The sequence below is a fragment of the Photorhabdus caribbeanensis genome (assembly GCF_018448885.1).
Taxonomy (GTDB): domain Bacteria; phylum Pseudomonadota; class Gammaproteobacteria; order Enterobacterales; family Enterobacteriaceae; genus Photorhabdus; species Photorhabdus caribbeanensis.
On the sequence record NZ_RCWB01000009.1, the window covers coordinates 57,854 to 80,256 of the forward strand.

Here is a 22,403-nt window from a genome sequence, read left to right on the forward strand (position 1 = left end):
TGTTTTGTCCTCTGTTTTATTTATTTGCCAGCATAATCGCGTTAAAAATTTAGCTCTGGCTGATTACTTCATTTTCCTGCTGCAAAGCATTCAATCTTTGCACCAGTTGGCTGACCTTCGGTGCGTTAAATAGATCGCGCAACGTTATTTCAACGCCGAAGTCACTACGCACTCTTGCTATTACCCGCATCGCAACCAAAGATTCGCCGCCAAGCTCAAAGAAATTATCCTCTGGAGAGATATTTTCTAATCCCAATAATTCGGCAAATAGTCGACAAAGCGAGAGTTCCTGTGGGCTGGAGGAGCCACTTTCATTGACTGCCGCACTGTTCCACATGGGTTTCGGCAACGCCTTTCGGTCTAATTTTCCGTTAATGGTCAACGGGAAGTGATCAAGTTGCACTATAGCCGCTGGAATCATCGCTTCGGGCAAGCGTGTGGCTAGACTGGAGCGTATTGACTGCGGTTCAAGGGTAATACCTTGATGAGCAATGACATAACCCACCAACCGCTTCTGTTGACCTTCATCTTCACGCACAATGACTTCGGATTGTACGATATCAGGGTGTGCATTCAGTGCTGCCGCTACTTCGCCCAATTCAATACGAAATCCGCGGATTTTAACCTGATCGTCAGTGCGGCCAAGGAAGTCCAGTACCCCATCCCGACGCAATCTTGCCAAGTCACCAGTGCGATACATGCGTGCATCTGTGCCGACAAAAGGATCAGCTATAAAGCGTTCAGCAGTGAGTTCAGGACGATTCAGATAACCACGTGCTACTCCCGCGCCGCCCACGTATATCTCACCTACAAAACCTATCGGAACCGGGCACTGATCCTCATCAAGAATATAAATACTGAGATCATCAATAGGTTCACCAATAAGGCTTGAAGCAGGCTGCGCAATGACTTCACGTGAAAGAGGGAAATAGGTCACATGTACAGTGGTTTCAGTAATACCATACATGTTGATCAATTGAGGTGCGTTATCATCGTGTCTTTGATACCACTCCTCTAGGATATGGGCATTCAGCGCTTCTCCGCCAAAAATCACCATGCGCAGCGCCAAACTCTGCCCAAGATTAGGGGCTTCGCGATCAGCATGGATCAGCGCCTGAAACGCTGAAGGCGTCTGATTTAACACCGTCACTTTTTCGCTAACCAAAAGCTGCAAAAAATCTGTAGGTGAACGACTAACTTCCCAAGGGACAATCACCAGTCTTCCGCCATTCAACAACGCTCCCCAACACTCCCAGACAGCAAAATCAAAAGCATAGGAGTGAAACATTGTCCAACAATCAGTTTCAGAGAAATTAAACCAGCGTTGAGTACTTTGTAGTAAACGCATCACATTATGATGAGTCACTACTACGCCTTTGGGGACACCGGTGGAGCCAGAGGTGTAAATGATATAAGCAGGATGTGCTGAAATCAGCGGTTGCAAGCGCTCTTTGTCAGACAGATCAGCAACACTCTGCATTTCCAGATGGGCGATCAACTCGGGATCATCTAGCGATAACATGGGGGTATTGGTTGTCAGGCGTTGCGCAATTTCACTGATGGTGATCACACAAGCGGGTTCAGCATCGCCAATCATAAAATCAAGACGACTTTGCGGATAATCCGCTTCAACTGGCACGTAAGCAGCACCAGCCTTAATGATGGCCAGCAGTGCCACCATCATCTCAATAGAACGTGGTAAGCAGACCATAACACGCTGTTCCGGGCCTATTTGTTGAGACACCAGATAGCGTGCCAGTTGGTTAGCACGTTGGTTCAATACTGTATAATTCACATTCTCTTGTTGATAAGTCAGCGCCACATTATCCGGCATTGCAATTGCTTGTTGTTCAAAGCGTGAGGTCAGTGTTTCCTCATTATTTGATTCTGTGCGCCGTACAGGTAATAGGCTGTCTCCTATGTGCCAATCTGGCAATGTCAGTTCACCAATGGGGCGTGATATATCCGCCAGCAATTCAGTGATGAAATGCTGAAAAAGAGATTTTTGCAGGTTAATATCGTGGGGAGTGTAGAGGTTATCATTGGTATCGAGCGTAAACCGCAAATTGCCGCTTTCGTCATGATAATAAATGGTCACAGAGAGGTCTTCTACTGGACCACTGGACAAATTTTTGGTACGCCCAAAATTACCCGCAAAGCTCACATTGCTGTTGAACAGCATCACATTAATATTCTGCGCAAACAAGCGGGGAGCAGAACCATTTCGTTGTAAATCACGATAGATATCTTCAGAGCGATACTGCTGATGTTTGAGCAACTGGCGGATTTCCTGGCTGACCTGCTTACTAATGTCGCCTATGGAATGAGCGGGATCTATTGTCAGGCGCAGAGGTAATACATTGGATATCATACCTGGAATACTACGTAACGCACGCCCTGAACGCGCAGTGACTGGCATACCTAAAGTAATATCCTGCTTATCGGTCATACGAGAAATCCAGGAAGCAACGATAGCAACAATAATTTGCGCCATACTACTTCCACTCTCTTCGCTCAGAGTACGCAGAATATCATTGACCTTGGCCGGGATTTCACATTGGGTGCAACTGAATGAACCCAGGTCGGCAAACTGACCGGGTTTCGCCCCCACGGCAAGGCTCTGTGGCTCACTTCGGCCAGCCATATACTGTAACCACCACTGGCGGTCATGTTGAAAATTTTCCGAGCGGCGGTATTCTTCATCAAAAGCCAACAGATCGCTCAGAGGTCCAAAAGGATTTTTCAGCTCATCAGCGCCAGTAAATTTCTGGGTATACAGTTCAGCAAGCCGTTGAATCAGCAACGTAGTACCAAAAGCATCACTCGCCAAATGATGGACACGAATAAACAAAAAGTAGTGTTCATCACTGATTTTTAGCAGCGCAAAACCAAACAATGGCCCCTGTGTTAAGTCCATCGGCCGCACCAATTCAGCCTTCATCCAGATTTCAGCTTCTGTTAATGCATCCACATGGTTAGATAGATCAATAAGTGGGCAGCTCCATTGCAGATTAGTAACGATCTGTTGCTGTGGTCCTTGTGGGTGCTGTACAACCACCACTCGTAAACACTCAGCTTCATCTATCAACTGAGACAATGCCGTGTTAAGTGTCTCAATATCGATAGCGCCTGAAATATCAATATAACAACCTGTGTTATAAATTCCTGCGCTTACATTTAATTGTTCAGCCAGCCAAATTTCCTGCTGTGCTGCGGTCAGGGGGTAATAGGTTCCTTGATATTGTTTCATAATTAATCCTCAACAGGCTGGTGATTTTTTTATTTATACAAATCGCGTAATTTAATGTCTGCCTGAGAACCACGTAGCAAAATTAATATGGCGCAAAAGCAAACAATGGCAGCAATAACAAAGGGAAGCCCTTGGAAATAGAGAGGTTGTCCCTGACGAGCTGAAAAATGCAGCAATAATGCCCCCAACAGCGGTGAAACGGTGATAGCCAGACCCAACATACAGTTCTGCGCTCCCAGATACTCCCCTTGTCGCTCATTACCTGCACGTAACGAAATCAAAGCACGCAGCGTTGAGTCGCTGATCAACGCCAGTGCATGCAGAGCAATTGCGCCTGCAACAATAAGTGGTGATACGGCCAGGCTATAAGCGATAAACGCCAACATATAGAGTCCGTAACCGATGATCGCTGTGCGGTATTCGTTACAGCGCGTCACGAACATTTTTAGCAACCAAGTTTGCGTTATGATGATTCCGATGCCGAGCCCGGTGAGAGCCAAACCGTTTTCACGAGGTCCCCAGCCCAAACGTATTTCATTGAGTAAGACAAAACAGGCCAGAAAAATACCGTAAGCCACCATGCCAAGAGCCGAAGCGTAAACTAAGCGTCTCAGTACTCCATCCGTCGCCAGTAGTTTCAAACTGCCTAAAGGATTGGCCCGGCGCCAGTCGAACGAACGCCGGTTCTCTTTAGTCAGACTTTCGTTCAGAACAAACATGGCGGCAATAGCGTTCACTGCTGCCAGTGAGCCAGCAATCACAAACGGAAGGCGTGGTGCAATCATGCCTAATAACCCACCGAAGGCAGGCCCGGCAACCATGCCGAAGCCGAGAACACCACTGACTAAACCGAAACGCGCGGCTCGCTGTGCTTCTGGCGTAACATCTGCTACGTAAGCCGATGCAGCGGAAGTACTGGCGGCGGTGGAGCCTGAAAGAAATATACCGGCCACCAGCCATCCTAGCGAGGGTGCTGTCGCCACCAGCGTATAGCTCAGCGCTGTGCCAAACAGTGTTGCAAGCAATACCGGCCGCCTTCCCCAAGCGTCGCTAAGCGTCCCTAGCAGCGGGGCGAAAAGGAATTGAGCAAAAGCATATAGTGAGACAAATAACCCGATTAACGGCACACCCGCTTCCGGGGGTTGAGGGGCAACCTCCCGCAATAGATCGGGTAAAACGGGAAGGACAATCCCGATACCCAGAGCATCTACAGCCAATGTCATTAGGATCACAGCCAATCGGCGTTTATGCTGGCGGTTTTCAGGACGGTGAACCGTTGGGGAGGAATCACTCATACCTGTCCTCCTTTTATTATTGATGGAAAGTGATGAATTATTGCTTGCGATACATGTGCTACGTGCTGTTCCATCAGACAGCTATAATGATTCCCCGGCACTTCTGCGATACGAATGGGAAGAGTGGAGAACTTCTCCCAACCCCAGCCATTGGTCTCCCGGATCTCCGGCACAACAACCCCTTTCGGTAAGGGTTCTACCGCTTTGACTAACAGCATAGGAATTGGCAACTGTACGGGTATTGGACGATATTTCGGTGACATATCCGACGCAGCCCGATAGACATTGAATAATCCGCTAATCGAGCTCATATCATTCTGTGCATGAATCAACGAAAAACGTTTTAGCTGCTCTTGGATATAGCTCAGTAACGCCTCACGTGGTAATGCACGCATTGCGTCGTCGTCCAAGCTGTCGATCATTTCCAGGCGGTCAGTGTAGTAAGCAAAAATACCAAGAATAACTTTGGCGATATCAGCATCTTCCTGATACGGAACCGGTGCATAGGGAGGTGCGGCAGAGTCGAGTAACACCAGAGAACCGATGCTTTCTCCCTCAGCATGAAGCTGTCGTGCCATTTCATAAGCCACTTTGCCGCCCAATGAATGACCACCGATATGATATGGCCCTTGCTTCTGTACCGAGCGCAAACAGGCAATGTAATGCGTTGCTATCTCTTCCACCGATTGGTGCGGCGCAGTTTTTCCATCAAGCCCCAAATACTGCATACCAATAAATGGCAATTCTCGTGGTAACGCCGCGGCCAGGGGCATAAATTGGGTAACATTGCCGCCCATACCCGGCACACAAAAGAAGGGAGAATAATTGCCATTACCGCCGTGATTAATAGGCACCAGGCAGTAGCGGATATGGGCATTCTCGGGAGCCTGGCTCTTTTTATCGTCAGATAGTGAACGGACAACACGTGCCATTGTCGGCTGTTCAAGAAACTCCGCCAGCGTCAGACAGTGTTGGAAATGATCACGTAAACGGGAGATCATCTGCGTTGCCAACAGTGAATGACCACCCAGTTCGAAGAAATCATCTTCCAGGTTAATTGTCTCTTCACCCAGTAGCTCATACCACAATTGACGAACCGCTTCCTCTGGGCTGGCAGAATCAGATATCGCCGATGAATTCTGTAATTGTGGGCGCCGAACAGTAGTAAATTTACTGACAACGATCTGTGCTTCCATTCCGGCGATAGCCAGATCGAAAATAGCGCAGCCCTCTTGATTACTGAGACCAATCACACTTTCTTTACGGCGGGCAGCATAATCCACGGCCATTCCTACTTCTGACCAGGTATCCCAGTTAACTGACGTTACCGGTATAGTCTGTTGTCGCCAGTAGTGCGCCACAGCATCAAGATAACGGTTCGCCGCCGCGTAGTCTGCCTGACCAATTCCCCCTACCAATGAGGCAAGTGAAGAGCACAACAAAACAAAGTCGAGAGAGTCCTGACTAATCGCCGTCATCAGTTGTTGTGTGCCACTGACTTTTGCCGCCATCACATGCCGCCAGTTCTGCGACGTGCCATGCTCCAGCAACCCACTGGCTTCAACACCCGCTGAATGAATCACGCCATTGATAGCACCAAATTTTGCTCGCATCTGTGCCAGTGCCTTAGTCAATGCCGCACCATCAGCAACATCAGCACGCAACATCATGACTTCAGCACCCGATTTCCGTAACGCATCGAGTAAAGCTTCACTTGTCGCGTTAGTTTCCCGGCGGCTCAAAATACCGAGTTTAACCTTACTGCATTTATCGCTGATGTGACGCGCCAGTAACTGGCCGATCCCCCCCAGCCCACCAGTAATCAGGTAAACACCGCCATCACGCAGAATTTGCCGACGAGGTATCTCATCAAGCTCAGTAAATGTCTGTAATTCACGCTCACCCTGTTTAAGCGTAATGCTGGTAACTGGTATTCCTTCTGTCGTCTCTTCTGGTTGCATATCTGTATACAGTTCTGCAATCAGCGATTGATATGTAGCAAAAGTGTCATCATCCAGATCGATATGACGTGCAGAATACTCCGGGTACTCGGCTGCCAATATACCCAGCAAGCCAAGTGCAGGTGCGGCATTACAGGTTTCCAGCACTCTGGCTGCCTGTAGACCACGGGAAAGCAGGGTAATATTAAAAGCTTTGTGATGACCGGTAAGCGCTTTAATCGCAGCCGCCAGTTGTTCAAACGCGGCTTCTGGTTGAGAAATCACTGCCGCAGTCCAGCACCAGATAATACGTTCTGGCAGCACTTGTTGCTGTATCAGACAATCTATCAGTCGTTGATAATCTTCAGGCTGATCCTTACGCAAACTAAAGCGGTAGGTACTCTGTTGCAGAAACTCATTAGCATCTTCAACAGCGATACTACCGGGCGCTGCCGCTTGCCATAAATCACTCAGCTCAGCGGCTTGGGCGCCAAAAATTAGCCACGGCGCACGATTTTGTTTCGCTTCGCCCAGCGGCTTCGGCAACCATCGAGGGTGACGACACCATTGGGCTACATTCGCCTCACGTGCTGGCTGGCGTGGTAAGGAATTGAACTGGCGTAAATTGTAACCGTGAATTTCAACCAGTACTTGCTGGCAATTCTGACTCTCATCCCAACTAAATAGCGTTATGTCATAAGTCCGAGGCGCCGTCTCAACCGCCAGGCTGTAAAATTCGGCGCATAATGGCTGATGCAGCGTCAGTGAACCATAATGGAACGGTATTGAAGCATCGCCCGGCAACAGACAGGCATGTAAGAACACCGTGCCTAAATCGAGCAAAGCCGGATGTAATGCAATATCAGGCAAATCATCAATAAATGCCGAATTGAGTCGCAACTGCGCCAACGCACAGTGATCACCCATCCACACACCAGCAATACATTGCCAGCGCGGTCCATAGTCAGCAAATGCTTGATTGAAACGCTCCGACGCCTCTGCAACTTCTTCAAGCTGCAAATTCCGACGTAACTCATAAGGTGAGGTAATCTCTGCTGGTGGAACGCATACGGCAGTAACATTGCCGTTTGCATGGAGTTGCCACATGTCATCACCATCACCGCAAGACTCCAGCGTAAAGGCAAAGCTGCGATCAATGGCGATCAAACTGATGCGTATCTGACGCTCAACACCTGACGGTAGTACCAAAGGTGAGGGGAAGTAAACTTCACTGAAAGTAGCTGTGCCGCTGGGTTGCAATTCGTGAAAAGCACGACGCACTAATTCCAGGCAACCTGTGCCCGGTAAGACACCTTGTCCTTCGAAAATGCGATGTTCATCAATAAACCAGACATTATCATCTAGCTTACAAGTAAACTGTGTGACTCCCTCTTTATCTGATGATTGTGTGAAAGTCGGTACTCTTCTCCGCCGTGTATTTATGACAGCGGCTGATGTAGTGGCAGGATGTTCCAACCAGAGATGTTGTCGTTGGAAGGGGTACGCTGGCAGCATAACCCGATGTAATTTATGTGAATGACCAAATGCAGTCCAATCGATAGCAACTCCTTGTTGCCACAACTGCCCGATGGTATTGAGCAGCACCTCTTCATCCGGTTTTTGTTGGTGAGTACGGCGCATTGTGGTCAGTATCTGGGCCTGGCCTGTTTGCTGTAGATGTTTCAGCATACTGGTCAGCGCACTCCCCGGACCCACTTCAAGCAGGATTGGATTGTCATAATGGTTCAGCAACGTAAGAATACCATCATAGAAGCGTACCGGCCGACGCAGATGATCTCCCCAATAACCAGAATTATCGCGATCCTGTTCACTGAACCAACTGCCGCTGATATTGGATATTATCGGAATGGTACCGGATTGTAGCGTGAAGCCTGCGCTGAATTCTCGCATCTGTTGCGCGGCAGCATCCATCAATGAACTATGAAAAGCATGTGATGTCGTTAGTCGCCGACAAGAAATACCTGCCTTGTTGCATTGTTCTTCCAGTGCAGCAATGTTGTCATAGCTGCCAGTTATCACGCACTGTTCAGGCCCGTTGATCGCTGCAAATTCACATTCTGGCGCCAGTGAAACTATGCGTTCAGATGATGCCTGTACCGCCAGCATCGCCCCAGTGGGCTGGCGCTGCATGATTGCAGCTCGATTTGCTACCAATGCCAGTGCATCTTCCAGTTCGAGCATGCCTCCTACACAGGCCGCAACCAGTTCACCGAGGCTATGGCCAATCATGGCTTGAGGTGTAATACCCCAAGCTTGCAGCTGGCGGGCCAGCGCATACTCAACAGTGAACAGCGCAGGTTGGGTATAACGTGTAGCATTTAACCGGCTGATAGCATTGTCGCGTTCCGATTGCGGATAAATTAACTGCCTGATATCCAGTTTGATGTGTGGCTGTAGCAACTCAGCACAGCGATCAAATTGCTGGCGGAATACACCACCACGCAGATAGAGTGATTGACCCATTTCAATAGACTGACTTCCTTGCCCCGGAAACATAAAAATCACTGCCTGATGTTGTTGTTTGCGACTAACAGTTTGTGGCGAGAGCTGACGTAGTTGATTGATTAATTGCACCCGATCTTTTCCCACAACAAAAGCACGCTCACTGAAAGCGCTGCGTCCTTGTTGCAAAGTCCCGGCAATATCCGCCAATGGCTCATGACTGGTAGTCAGTGCTACTGCCAAGCGTTCCCCTTGCTGAATCAACGCTGGCGGCGTTTTCGCTGAAATTGGCAGCAGATGCCAGCGTTCGTCATCTAATATACGAGTATCTTGCTGATACGGAGCTTCTTCCAGAATAAGGTGCGCATTCGTGCCGCCAATGCCGAAAGAGCTGACACCGGCACGACGTGGCTGACTTGTTTGCGGCCACGGGCATGCTCTATTGATCACGGAAAACGGAGTCTGTTCGAAGTGGATTGCAGGATTGGGTTGATGATAGTGAATACTTGGCGGCAAAGTCTGGTGACGCAGCGCTAACACGGTTTTGATGACTCCCGCGATACCGGCAGCCGCATCAATATGTCCTATATTTCCTTTTACAGAACCTATTGCACAACTCCCTACAGGCAACACTTCACCATCAGATAGTTCCAGGAAAGCCTGAGTCAGTGCACGCACTTCTATCGGATCGCCTAGAGTGGTTGCCGTACCATGTGCTTCGATATAACTGATGCTGGCAGGCGATACCCCAGCATTACGCAGCGCGTCTTTAATCACTGAAGATTGGCCGTCAATACTTGGTGCCGTGTAACTCACCTTTTGTGCGCCATCATTATTGACAGCCGAACCTTTAATTACCGCATGGATGGTATCGCCATCAGCCAAAGCGGCGGACAGACGTTTCAGTAATATTATCCCACCGCCACTGCCGCTGGCTGTACCGTTGGCCGCCGCATCAAATGGTCGGCAAAGGCCATCTGGCGACATAATTCCACCACTGACATGGACAAAGCCAACCTGTTGCGGATCGAGTGCTACAGCGCCTGCCAATGCCATGTCACATTCACCGCGTCGCAAGCTTTCGCAGGCAAAGTGAATAGCGGTGAGTGATGACGAACAGGCGGTGCCAATACTGACAGCCGGTCCACTAAGGTTCAGCTTGTAAGCAGTACGTGTAGCGATAAAATCCTTGTCATTACCTATTTGCCACTGACCGGGGTCGAGGTGCATTCGGTCTTTATTTGGCATGACGTTTTCCAGCAGGTAATAATTGAAGCCACTGCTACCAAAGACACCCACTGAACGCGGTGTACTATCATTGCCATAGCCAGATAATTCCAGCGTTTCCCATGCCATTTCAAGAAACAACCGCTGTTGTGGGTCCATCACCTGGGCTTCACGTGATGAATAACCAAAGAAACGTGCATCAAACTCCGCACAACCCTCCAGTAAACGTGCGCGTTTGACAAATCGCGGGTGATTTAACAGCGTTGGATCGGCGCCACGTTGTAACAATTCCTCGTCAGACAACTCTACACTGGCATCATAACCCGCCAGTAATTGCTGCCAAAAAGCGTCGAGATCTGGTGCTTGTGGGAAACGGCCAGTCATACCAATAATCGCAATAGCATTGCTATCCTGAGTTGGAACATTCAACATTGGTGTTGTTGTCTTTTCAGTGACTATCTGCGGTGTGACTGCAACAGGTGTTTTTTGCTGCGATAACGTGTCCAGTAGTTGAGCCTGTTGTCGAATGGTGGGATGAGCGAAAATATCGGTTACAGATAAGCCGCCACCAAACGTCTCATTCAATTGCTGGAATAGCGCCATAACCCGTAGGGAGTGGCCGCCAGCATCGAAAAAGTTTTCGTCATAATCGATCTCATCTCTCTCCAGCAGTTCACGCCAGATAGCCTCAACGCGACTCAGTGATGACACAACTTTGGTTGGCACAGGAGAAGATTGATGCTGACCAGCACGTGTCAGTTTCATTTCAGCCAACGCTTTCAGATCGACTTTTCCCGTAATGCCGGTAGGCAGTGCATCAAGAAAGAACAACGCTGTCGGCACCATCACTTCACTAACTTGTCGGCGTAATGCGCTCAAGATCTCACTACGGCTGATTTCGCCGACAATATATCCTGCCAGCTCTTTATTCCCTTGGTTATCGGTGATCGCCAGCGCCTCGGCCTGACGTACACCCGGTAACGCACTTAGGGCGGCACGTACAGCATTCAGTTCAATTCGATGACCCCGGATTTTTACCTGACGGTCAACCCGACCAACAAACTCTAGTGCGCCATCCATGCGTTGGCGCACAATGTCGCCAGTACGGTACATGCGAGCCTTTAATTGTGGTGCAAAGCTATCGGGTAAAAACACCTCAGCGGTTTTTTCATCCATACCCAAATAGCCCTGTGCAACACAGGTTCCCGCTAAATAAAGTTCACCCATTTCCCCCGGCGCCACGGGCTTTCTCTGTTCATCAAGCAGATAGAAGCGAACATCGCCCATTGGACGCAGCACCAGATTTTGTCCTGCGGCATGATAATCGGTAAGGGATACCACAATCGCACATTCAGTAGGGCCGTATCCATTCATCAGCCTGCGCCCTACAGACCAGCGCTGGGCGACTTCGGGCATACAAGGCTCACCAGTTACGATAAGCACCTGGAGATGAGGCAGCGGTACTAACGGCACTATCGCCAACGCGGAAGGGACAATCCACATATGCGTAATCTGTTTATGTGCCAGCCACTCTGTTAGCTCACTGCCAGGCAACAGTTGCTGTTTCTTACCGAAGACTACGCAAGCACCGGTTGCAAGTGCTGGAAAAATTTCTCCCAACATCACATCAAACACGGGCGAAGAGTACTGCACTATACGAGAAGAAGGTTCAAGCCTTAGTTCATCGCGGATTGCCAGAATGTTATGGCAGGCACTGCGGTGGGAGACAGCAACACCTTTCGGTTTACCCGTCGATCCCGACGTGTAAATAACGTAAGCGCAGTCATCCGGCTGACAGATCGCCGCCATAGCCATATAAGGTGCATTGGCTATATCTAACTCATCGATATTAATTGCCGCCAGACCAAGACGCTGGCACAGAGGCGCTGTTTCATTTCGGCACAATGTCGCTTTTATTTCTGCATTATCAATTACATACCGATTTGCTGGTTCGGCGTTGTCAGGAGCCAGCGGCACAAACACCGCACCAATCCGGTTAATTGCCAGCATTGCCGTGACATTATGTGGATGGTGCCCCATCAGAATGCCAACTCGATCACCACGGCCTACACCTGCTTGTTGTAGTTGTTGCGCTACATATACCGTCAATGTATCAAGTTGCTGATAACTCAAACTCAATTCATCACTTTCCAGCGCCACATGTTCGCCATACCGGGACAGGCTCTGCTGAAACAACTGAAACAGTCCTTGTGGCTTATCAACAACAAGTTCTGATTGGGCACTATTGCCAGAATTAACCGTCAACAAATCAGCCAATGTCATATCTGGTTTTTCAATGACTTGTGGCAACATAGCCAGCAAATACTCACTCATCTGTCCCAGAGTGACGGCAGATAACCCCCCCGGCATGGACATAAAGTGTGCGTAAACCTGACCATTTACACGGTTAATCGCCAGCTCTAAATCAATTTTGGCGCGATAGTCCCCCAATTCGACGTCTGAAACCTTCATGTCCCCGAATGTTGCATCGTTTGGTTGATCCAGCTCACAGGAAAAAATGGTTTGGAAAACAGGATTTTTACCCGCCACGCGAGGTAAATTAAGTGCTTGTACCAAATAGTCGAATGGCAAATCACGATTTTCAAGAATGTCGAGACTAACCTGTCGCGTGTGCATCAGTAGTTGCTGAAAAGTTTGCAACTCACGGCTATTAATACGTACCGGTAAAGTATTAGCAAAGTAGCCAATCAGCGCATCCCATGCAGGTATGGTGCGCAGCGACACCGGTGTGCCGACGATAAGATCTTGTTCACCACTTTGCTGACGCAACAGGAGGGCAAACAAACTCAACCAGACCATAAACGGTGTACAGTTTTGCTCACGAGCCAGTTTCTCTACGCCTTCAACATACACGTGGGGAATAACACAACTTATTGCCGCCGCTTCGTCAGTTGGTGCAGCCATATCATTCAGTAGCAGAGTAGTTGGCGCATCCGCCAATTGTTGACGCCAGAAATGAATCTGTTGCTGTACCGCAGGATCAGTCAGTCGAGTGCGCTGCCAGCTAATGAAATGCCCATAGTTTGCTTCCAACACGGGTAGCATAGGTGCTTTACCGGCCAGACGTGCCTGATAGCAGTGCCGTAACTCATCAAAAAGTATTGCCAGCGAGCGACCATCGGAAATGATGTGATGCAGAGTAATACAAAGCACGTGCTCTTGCGGGGACAACGTAAACAGTATCGCACGGATGAGCGGTCCATTGGCGAGATCGAAACTTGCCATCATTTCTTCCTGCAACTTCGATGCCAGCGCAGACTCACCACCGGAGATATTCTGCTGGCGCAGGGTTAGCGTTAATTCAGATGCAACCTGATGACTAGGTTCAAAACTGGATGTTCCATCCGGTCCGTTTACTTTGCTGACTTGACTGGAGAATGTGGTACGCAATACATCATGACGTTGTACTACATCATTCAGCGCCTGCGTTAACGCACTAAAATGCAGATTGCCATGCAGACGCCATGTGACAGGAACGTGGTAACTGCAATCATCCGGCCGTTGCATTGCAATCAACCACAAACTGCGTTGACCGAATGAGAGTAAATCACTGGCCTGCGAAACGTGCTGCACAGCAACACTCTGTTTCGCGCCGCTCTTTTCAATACCGTCTTTTTCAATACTGTCCAGTAACGAGGCCAATCCGGCGATAGTTGGATGATTGAAAATAGTGGAAAGCTTAAGCTGAACACCAAATGTCTTATTGATCTGTGTAATCAGATTGGCAGCAATTAATGAATTACCACCACAATAGAAGAAATTATCTTCCGTACCGATGACCTGAACCCCTAATGCCGTTTTCCATAATTCCAGCAATTGTTCTTCACGGGCGTTAGCTGGTTCTGTCATAGATTCCTGATTTTCTAGTAGTGAGAAATCTGGAACCTGCAAGCGTTTGCGGTCAACCTTCCCGTTGGGAGTGGTTGGTAATTTATCGAGAAACATGAAAGCACGCGGCATCATATGGCCGGGCAGCCGTAGGGACAAATAACTACGTAACTTGTCAGTATCAGCGGATGACACAACATAGGCGACTAACACTTTATTGTTTGTACTGTCATTACAGGCGACAACCGCACACTGGCGCACATCGGCGTGCTCCAGTAATGCACTCTCCACCTCGCCTAATTCGACGCGAAAACCGCGAATTTTAACCTGATGATCACTGCGCCCCATGAAATCAATAGTGCCGTCAGCCAGGAAACAGCAAATATCTGAGGTGCGATAGAATCGCGTACTGCTATTGTTATTGTCTTTGTCTGCCACAAAACGGCCCTGGCTATCGAATTTGCCGGTGATAAATTTCTCTGCCGTGAGTTGAGGATTATTGAGATATCCTTTTGCTACGGTGACACCAGCAATCAATAATTCACCGCTAACGCCAATCGGCACTTGTTGCAGGTGTTTATCAACAATGAACAGCTCACAGCTAGCCAGCGGCCTACCCAATGGAATGACTCGCCCGGCTGCCAATAGATGTGTTTCCGGGTCAAAAACAGTGCTATCAATAGTTGCTTCCGTCACACCGTAAGAACCCAGAATACGTGCATTGGGGCGGCACAGCGCTTGCGCTTCATGCAGCTCATGACCGAACCAGACATCAGCCCCACACACCAGTGTTGATAATCCATCCAGACGTTGCCCATTATCCTGACAGAATTGAATTAATTGACGCAGTACCACAGGAGGAAAATCACCGAAGGTCACGCCTTCGTGCATCATTAAGCGGTGCATTTCAGGGGCATCCAGCAACCACTCACGCGGACACATAACCAAGCATCCACCACAGCCTAGAGTACGACTGAAATCCCCTATACTGAGATCGAAAATTGGTGCGGCAAGTTGTAGTGATACCGGCTCACCGGGTTGGGTGAAACGATAGTCACGACACCAGGCATGGTACGATGCATGCAGACTACCGTGGCTTACCTCCACCCCTTTTGGATTACCCGTTGAACCAGAAGTGTAAATAACATAGGCGGAATCACTCTCCTGAACCGGCCAAATTGGTTGCGCTTCCGGTAGCACTGGTTGACGAAACAGCCCATCAACTTCTAGCACAGTGGCACGAAAATCAGCTAAACCAACAGCATCTTGTTCACTGGTGAGGATCAGTACTGGCTGTGCATCATTTATCTTATCGGCAAAGCGAGGATCAGAGGGGGATAACGGTACGTAAACCGCACCGGCAGAGAGAATTGCGTAAAAAGAGATGACAATTTCTGGCCGGTAGCTCATAAATACTGCAACCCGGCTACCCGGTTCAACGCCACACTGGCGCATCTTCGCGAGCAGACATTGCGCGTACTTGTCCAGTTGAGCATAGGTGAAACGTTGATTACGCCAAACAATAGCTTGTGCATCTGGATTATTACGCACTTGTGACTTAATGCGTTCAGCTATCGAAATAAATTCCAATACCGGCAGAGGTTCTGTCGGCCGGGAGAAGCGAGCCAATGTCTCCAGCTCTTCTGGCGGCAACATGCTACATTTGGCGACAGGACGCTCAGGTTCACTTAACAATGCATCCAACAATGTCTCATAGTGATTCACCATGCGAATAATGGTGAGGTTATCAAACAAATCGGTATCAAACTCAACCAGACAAAGTAGTGAATTTGGAGATTCTTCTATCGATAACGTCAAATCATATTTAGCAGTGCCAGAATGGATAAATTGTACTTCTGTTTCTAACCCATCCAGTTGCAATGCTTGTCCCGGACTCTTCAAATAATCAAACATAATCTGAAAAACAGGGGCATGACTCAGAGAACGTAGGGGCTGTACCACATCGACAATCTCATCAAACGGCAAATCAGCATTTTCATATGCATCAAGCAATATATCGCGTGCTTGGATCAATAGATCACTGAAACTTATTCCTTCGTTAAAGCGAAAACGCAACGGTAACAAATTGATAAAAAAGCCAAGGCGGACATGTTCATCAATATTGTGACGATTCGCAAATGGACTGCCAATAACGATGTCGTCATCGTGTGAATAGCGATTCAACAATACAGCAAAAGCGGAAATCGCCACCATATAAGGTGTTAATCCATAACGTTGGCAGATTTTAGAAATACGTCCAACGAGAGATAAAGGCAGTGACTTCTGATATACCGCGCCACATCCCTGTTGTTCCAATAACCGTGGCCGATCTGTAGGTAATTTATGTAGTTCAGGCAATTCCGATAACTGTTTTCCCCAATAGCTGCGTAAGCGTTGCCGACGAGCGCTATTCATATGAATATCTGTTATAGAATCACTGACATGCGGGTAGGTAATCGGTGCCAAATTAGGTTGTTGACCTGCTTTATACCGGTTATAAGCATGGTTAAAATCATTAAGAAAAACGTGAGTAGACCAATCATCAAATACAATGTGGTGAAGAGTCAATATCAACTGATGATCGTTCTCTTGTCGCCGAAGCAATAAACAACGAAAAGGCAAATCACTACTGAGATTAAAACAATATCTGACTTCGCTATCACAGATTGACTGTATTTTGGTTTCGCGCTCTTCCGGGGAATAATAGCTGAGATCACTGATACGTAATTCAGGCCGCTGCGGATTCAATGTTATCTGCAATTCTCCGTTGAGAACATGAAATTGTGAACGTAATACCGGATGACGCTCAATCATAAAAATAATAGTTTGCTCAAGCGCTTCTCTATCTAACGTACCATGCAAACGTAGCGAAAATGGCACGTTATATAATGCTGAGTCCATATTTCCTTGGCTAATAAGCCATAGCCTGCGTTGAGCGGGTGTTGGTAATAAGAATGGAATATTTGATAAGGTGTTTGAATAATTACTCACAAAATTTTTCCTAAGATAAAAAGATTCTTGCAGCTTAGTGATTGCCGTAAAAACTATCACCCTTGATTGCCATCCGCTTTCATAGCAAAAGCGCTACTGGGGACGCCTGTCACTCTGTTCTAGCGGGGTAAAATCAATCAGAATGATAGTGCGGACTCCAACACTGGCGTTTTCATCGCAAGTTACGGGATTGATGTAGTGGCAAATCGCTGCATCATCGATGATGTAGCTATCAAGGGGATCATTAAGGAGAAAGCGAGTTATCTTGTGAGCAGGTACTGCTTCAAGCTGGCAATTAGCATAATAAGGGGGCGCGATATGTGTTGCACCGCCTTCGACATTGCAACGTTCAATCAAATGTACAGCGGTGAACGGTTGACCGTCACGATGGAAACAGTTAGGCGTAATTTTTGCCGGTTTACCCGGTAGTGCCTGCATTCGGATCAGATGTACACCACATAGCAAACGGGAATAATGCTCCGCCATACCGGTTAGACTCAGATCGTGCCAAATGAGTTTATTAAGTAGCCCTTTATTAAGTATCTCATCAGACATGCGCAGAAATTTGCGTACCACACCACCAAATTCAGGTTGATATTCACTTCCCTGATGATAATCAATCTCTATGCTGCCATCGGGCTGCTGATAACCTGTTTTCCAATCAATAGCTTCTGTTTCGCTGCTCCACACTCCTTCACAATAACTGCGGTGACGACCACCTTCACCGAATCGATCTAACGGCAGTGATTTCGATAATTCACAGAGAGAGATAAGATCAATTTTTTCACTGTCAGAAAGGTTAAGATCGGCAGCATTGAAAGTGGCAAAACCTTGTTGGTGCAAGCTGTTGCGGATATGTGCGGTAGTAAGGTGGTAACTCTCTGGTGCGTTTTTAAATATATTCCAGCCCATTGTAATATCTCTTTATTAGGGTGAACTAAAATGACATCGTATTGAATTAATTACGATATCTTAGGAAAATCCAGTTAATACTAGTTAAATCAAAAAATTATTTAGTTATATTTTGTGATCTTAAAAAACACCTATAAATAAGAATATCGAGGTTTCGCATAGTCAGTGCAACAACATTGCCATGCTTTTTGTCGAGCTACAAAATCAATCAATAAATTTCTGACAAATCAGATAGTAAAGAATATTGCTAGATAAATGAGAGAGATAATTTTAAATAAATAGCCCATTAGACAAACCTACTATATTATAATAACCGTTTTTTGAGTGAATTAATAACCTCAATAATATTGCCTTTCTTGCCGGGTGAAACAATAGCATCCTCCGACAATACTTTGACATTCATCTTTCTTTTATCATCCTTGGCTAGCAGCGCATAAGGATTAGCAAAGTCAATTTTTTTATCTAAACTCTTCACTGATCATTTCATGACTCGAAAATTTTAACCCATTATTAAACATCATTATTTTAACCCTTTTTTAATGGGTAAAATGCCTTTACTGTAGTTGCTACCAATCACATAAACACCCCAACAATAAAAATATTTTCACTAAAATTTAATTAGAAAATAGATCGCAAAGTATACAATGTCAACTTGGGTTTTTATTTTTTATTTGGCAAAGAAATTTTACATATAAAGAGGCATCAGAATATTAAATTTAATTGATTTTAAATCTAGTATATTATCAACCGCTTTTATTGATTCGACCAAAATTGCCGTTTGTCACAACCTCTATATTTCCCGTCATAGAGTATTTGAGAGAGTTGCGCAGCGAGGAAAAACGAGTATGGGCTGGTTTTTATGACTTTTTAAACGAAACCGAGGTTAATTAAGGCAAAGTGCCGGAAAAAAACAGCACTTTGTCAATGAGTTGAAGAAAGTCCGTAGAGCGGGTTTTCTTCCTTAAAGAAGTTTACAGATCTGTGGGTTCTTCCACAGGACCCGAATTAGAATAAATATTTAAATCTGGCGCGTGCGCCGTAGCGTCGGTCATTATTACTGTTGGCAATTTTGTTGTTATTATTTGCCTCCAGCATAGAGACGTAGGCGCCAAGATAGAGATTAAAGTTCTTCATATTCATGATACTAGGAATCTGATATGACATATGGATGGTATTTATATCGTATTTACCCGGTTCATTGAATGGGTGATTGATACGCGCGGCCATATCGTCGGTATTGAACGCTTTGATATTGTTGTGGGCATAGATATAACCCAGTTCGAAACGATGCCACATCACATTAATTCCGGTAGTGAAATTGTGTTCATCCGAGGCATCCAGATAGGCGGTATTCAGGTTAGCGACAATGCCATCATCAGGATCGGCCTCCAGACCATTCCAACTTAATGTCATGCCGTAACCATTGCGTCTGGATTGATCGACCCATTGCCCTTGATTATTCTGGTAGCCATAGGCGTTATTGACCACATTACTTTCCATTGCTACGGCTGCACTAAACTGATCTTTTTTCCAGGCTGCCACCGGGCGCAAATAGGCGACATTTTTTTTATTTTCCAGTGTATTGCCGTGATAGGTGTTATCTCGGAATAGTGAAGTGCCATCTTCGAGTAGAGTATTGAGTTCGAAATACCAGTTGCCAGCGTATTTGCTCAACATCAAGTTACCACCGCTGTTACTGCGGCCACGTCCTTCTTTCATCATGTAGATATAGCCGAAACCATCGGCATACAAATCGTTGGCGGTATTACCAGAATACTGAATAAAAGTATCTTGGTTGAGTGGGAACATATCGTAAGCTTCAAAACGCCCGATTTTTACCTGCCAGTTTTTCTCATTGCCGAAGAAGAAAGCGGCGTCGTCGAGATTCATTTTGCCAGTCATGTCTGCTAACGGTTGCACTCTAAAGCCGGCAAAGTTGTTGTTTTGATCACGGCGATAACCGTCCAGCCCGATCAAAATGCGGCCGTTAACATTCCAGCGTTCTTTATCGCCAGGTTTCCAGTCTTTATTATCGTTGGTTTTAAGTGAAGTAAGCTGACCGGTTCGGCTGGCGCTATCGAGATTGAATTCGACATCGCCGTACAATTTTAGATCGCCGAAATCATTCAGTTTCAAGTTGCTGGTTGATGAAACACTATTTTCCTGCGAAGTGGGGTGTTGTGCTACTTGTATGGCCTGTTGTTTGGTTTCGATAGCGTGCTGCTCCAGCCGCTGTGCGCGTTGCTCTGCGGCTGTGGCTCGTGCTTCCGCTTGGGCGGCTCGTTGTTCTGCTTGTTGTAGTCGCTGCTCCAGTGCATCGAGGCGTGCTTCGATGCTATTAGCAGGTGAAGCAAGGACAGAGGCTGAAAGCATTAATCCTGGTGTGGCAATCAGATAGCGAAGATTTCTCATGATACTCTACCCTTTTGGGATATTAGTTATTATATCGTAGTTAAATTATCAAGCCGGTTTTTTGGATTAGAAGATAATTGAGTTGATTGGCAGATCGCAATCAAGTCTACTAACTAGATGAAACTATTGTGATCAAATACGCAAATTTGGCATGAACGATAAATAACAGAGGAATGAATGACCACCGGGTGTTCAGGTTTGTATTTGCAAGAAAGCGGTTAATTCGTCGGCGTTGGGTAGTGCAGTCATTGCGCCTTTGGCAGTAGTTGCTAATGCGCCACAGGCTTGAGCCTGAGTGATTACCATAGTTAATTCATCCCCCTGCGGGAGGTATCCCAATTTCACCAGCGCAGCCAGTAGACCGGCAACAAATGCATCGCCTGCGCCTGTAGTATCGATAGGAATGATTGGTGTGGTGCGAAAGCGGTGGAGTTGTTTGCCATCATGTACCCAGACACCGTTGCTACCCAAAGTAACCAAAAGCAAGCATATTGGAAAGCGTGCTATTACCCAGTCGATAGCCTCCTCCGGTTTATCAATATTGCTAATAAAATGCAGTTCATCGAGTGAGATTTTCACTACGTCTGCCAGCATCAGCGCTTTTTCCAGGCAAGAGCGCAGTTCTTCTGGTTGTCTCCATGCTCCTGTACGAATATTAGGATCAAAACTCACTTTGCCGCCGACTGATTTGATCTTTTTCATTGCATTTAATGTAGTACTACGGCTTGGTTCCTGTGACAAGGCTGTTGAACAAACGTGCAACCATTCTCCCGTTTTAAATTCTGGTAAATCAGAATGTTGTAAAAACAGATCGGCACTGGGAATAACCATAAAAGTAAATGAACGTTCACCCTGTTGATCCAGATCGACTACGACGGTGGAGGTATGGTGTTCATCGTCCTGCATCATGTGATGGATATCTACTCCTTCAACATGCAGTACCTGTTTTAAGAATGTGCCAAAACTATCTTTACCTACACGACCAATAAAGCCACTATTACCTCCCAATCGTGCGATTCCTACCGCAACATTGGCTGGCGCGCCACCGGGACATTTCAGGTAGCTATTTGAATTTTCCGGAACTAAATCGACAACGGCGTCTCCTAATGTCCATACACGATCGATCATGTTTAACCCTTGCTTTTCATCAAGACCAAATAGCGAAATAAAGTAGAAGAACCGATTTAGTGATGCAATTAAATAATGTTGAACAGTGTCAATAGGGTGAGGGGGATCAAAAAACAGTGGAGAATCAACGGTGCGGAGACCTGTAGGTACAATAATATCCTTAGCTTTTTTTCATATTGAATATTGCCAGATATATTCAGTTATCGTTGATTCTGTATTGAGTGGTATATCACTGAAAACCACTGCTGAACAAAGGGAGCTGTCGGTTATAGCCTTTTTTGTTTAAAATAAGAAAGAGTATCTGAAGTAGAAATAATTGCATGAATTAATCATTTTGCAAAGTGTGAAAATGATATTTCCTTTTATCATTTTTTCAATTTACTATTTGAATGATTGATAATATATTCAAGGGGTTATGAAATATATTTTTATATGTTGATATCCTATTAATTGCATTATAATATCAGTGTTGTTTGGGATGATAAATTCATAATAATCATATAGTTAAATTTTTTGGTGCCCTTTTTGTGATCATTCCCGCATTACTACAATTTTTTTTATGATAAAACATAGGAGATAATAAGCTGAATTTTAATAAAATATCAGGATTGATGCTGGATGATTTCGTCAATTCAGCTTTATCTATTGTTTGATATGAGGAGGTCATTATTGATATTCATCACAAAACATAATGAATTCTAATGTGAGCATAAAGTCTTAAGTCCGATTGATATAATACGTGTTATTATTGAGGCTATGTCTTGGTTAAACATAAAAATACCTAATGAAGAGCTTGTCGAAAAAATCTGATCATTAAAATAATTTAGCAAAGTAATGAATTATTCCTATGTCTCATCATTGCAGGAGTTACAGACATAGATAAGCAGCTGTTTTTTAATTGTATTGTAATCATATTGTATTGTAATCATGGAAATG

The 22,403-nt window shown here is 46.2% G+C and carries 7 protein-coding genes and 1 pseudogene; 1 reads left to right on the plus strand and 7 read right to left on the minus strand.

What is annotated here, in order from left to right; translation table 11 throughout:
• Positions 1-49: 49 nt before the first annotated feature.
• From EAE90_RS08410 to EAE90_RS08430, 5 genes are all read right to left on the minus strand, one after another.
• Positions 50-3,250 carry a non-ribosomal peptide synthetase gene (locus EAE90_RS08410; protein WP_214053121.1) on the minus strand — a complete coding sequence of 1,067 codons (3,201 nt, stop codon included), beginning with the start codon at positions 3,248-3,250 and terminating at the stop codon, positions 50-52.
• Between the two features lie 29 nt (positions 3,251-3,279).
• Complete coding sequence (locus EAE90_RS08415) at positions 3,280-4,545, minus strand: MFS transporter (protein WP_214053122.1); 1,266 nt, start codon at positions 4,543-4,545, stop codon at positions 3,280-3,282.
• Positions 4,542-17,015: a hybrid non-ribosomal peptide synthetase/type I polyketide synthase gene (locus EAE90_RS08420; RefSeq protein ID WP_339921073.1), complete on the minus strand. Its 12,474-nt coding sequence runs from the start codon at positions 17,013-17,015 to the stop codon at positions 4,542-4,544. Before EAE90_RS08420 ends, EAE90_RS08415 begins: the two co-directional genes overlap by 4 nt.
• Positions 17,016-17,108: 93 nt before the next feature.
• A complete protein-coding gene (locus tag EAE90_RS08425) occupies positions 17,109-17,927 on the minus strand; it encodes a 2OG-Fe dioxygenase family protein (RefSeq protein WP_214053123.1) in 819 nt (272 codons plus the stop codon).
• 304 nt (positions 17,928-18,231) lie between these two features.
• Positions 18,232-18,402: a hypothetical protein gene (locus EAE90_RS08430; RefSeq protein ID WP_214053124.1), complete on the minus strand. Its 171-nt coding sequence runs from the start codon at positions 18,400-18,402 to the stop codon at positions 18,232-18,234.
• A 271-nt stretch (positions 18,403-18,673) separates the two neighbouring features.
• On the opposite strand from EAE90_RS08430, the pseudogene EAE90_RS08435 reads away from it, so the two are divergent.
• Positions 18,674-18,784, plus strand: a pseudogene (locus EAE90_RS08435) (transposase); the annotation flags it as partial.
• Positions 18,785-18,932: 148 nt separating this feature from the next.
• Here the strand turns inward: EAE90_RS08435 and EAE90_RS08440 are convergent.
• On the minus strand, positions 18,933-20,339 hold the full coding sequence (locus EAE90_RS08440) for a carbohydrate porin (RefSeq protein ID WP_214053125.1): 1,407 nt from the start codon (positions 20,337-20,339) through the stop codon (positions 18,933-18,935).
• Positions 20,340-20,531: 192 nt separating this feature from the next.
• Positions 20,532-21,467, minus strand: a complete 936-nt coding sequence (locus EAE90_RS08445; RefSeq protein WP_214053126.1) for an aminoimidazole riboside kinase — start codon at positions 21,465-21,467, stop codon at positions 20,532-20,534.
• Between the last annotated feature and the right edge of the window lie 936 nt (positions 21,468-22,403).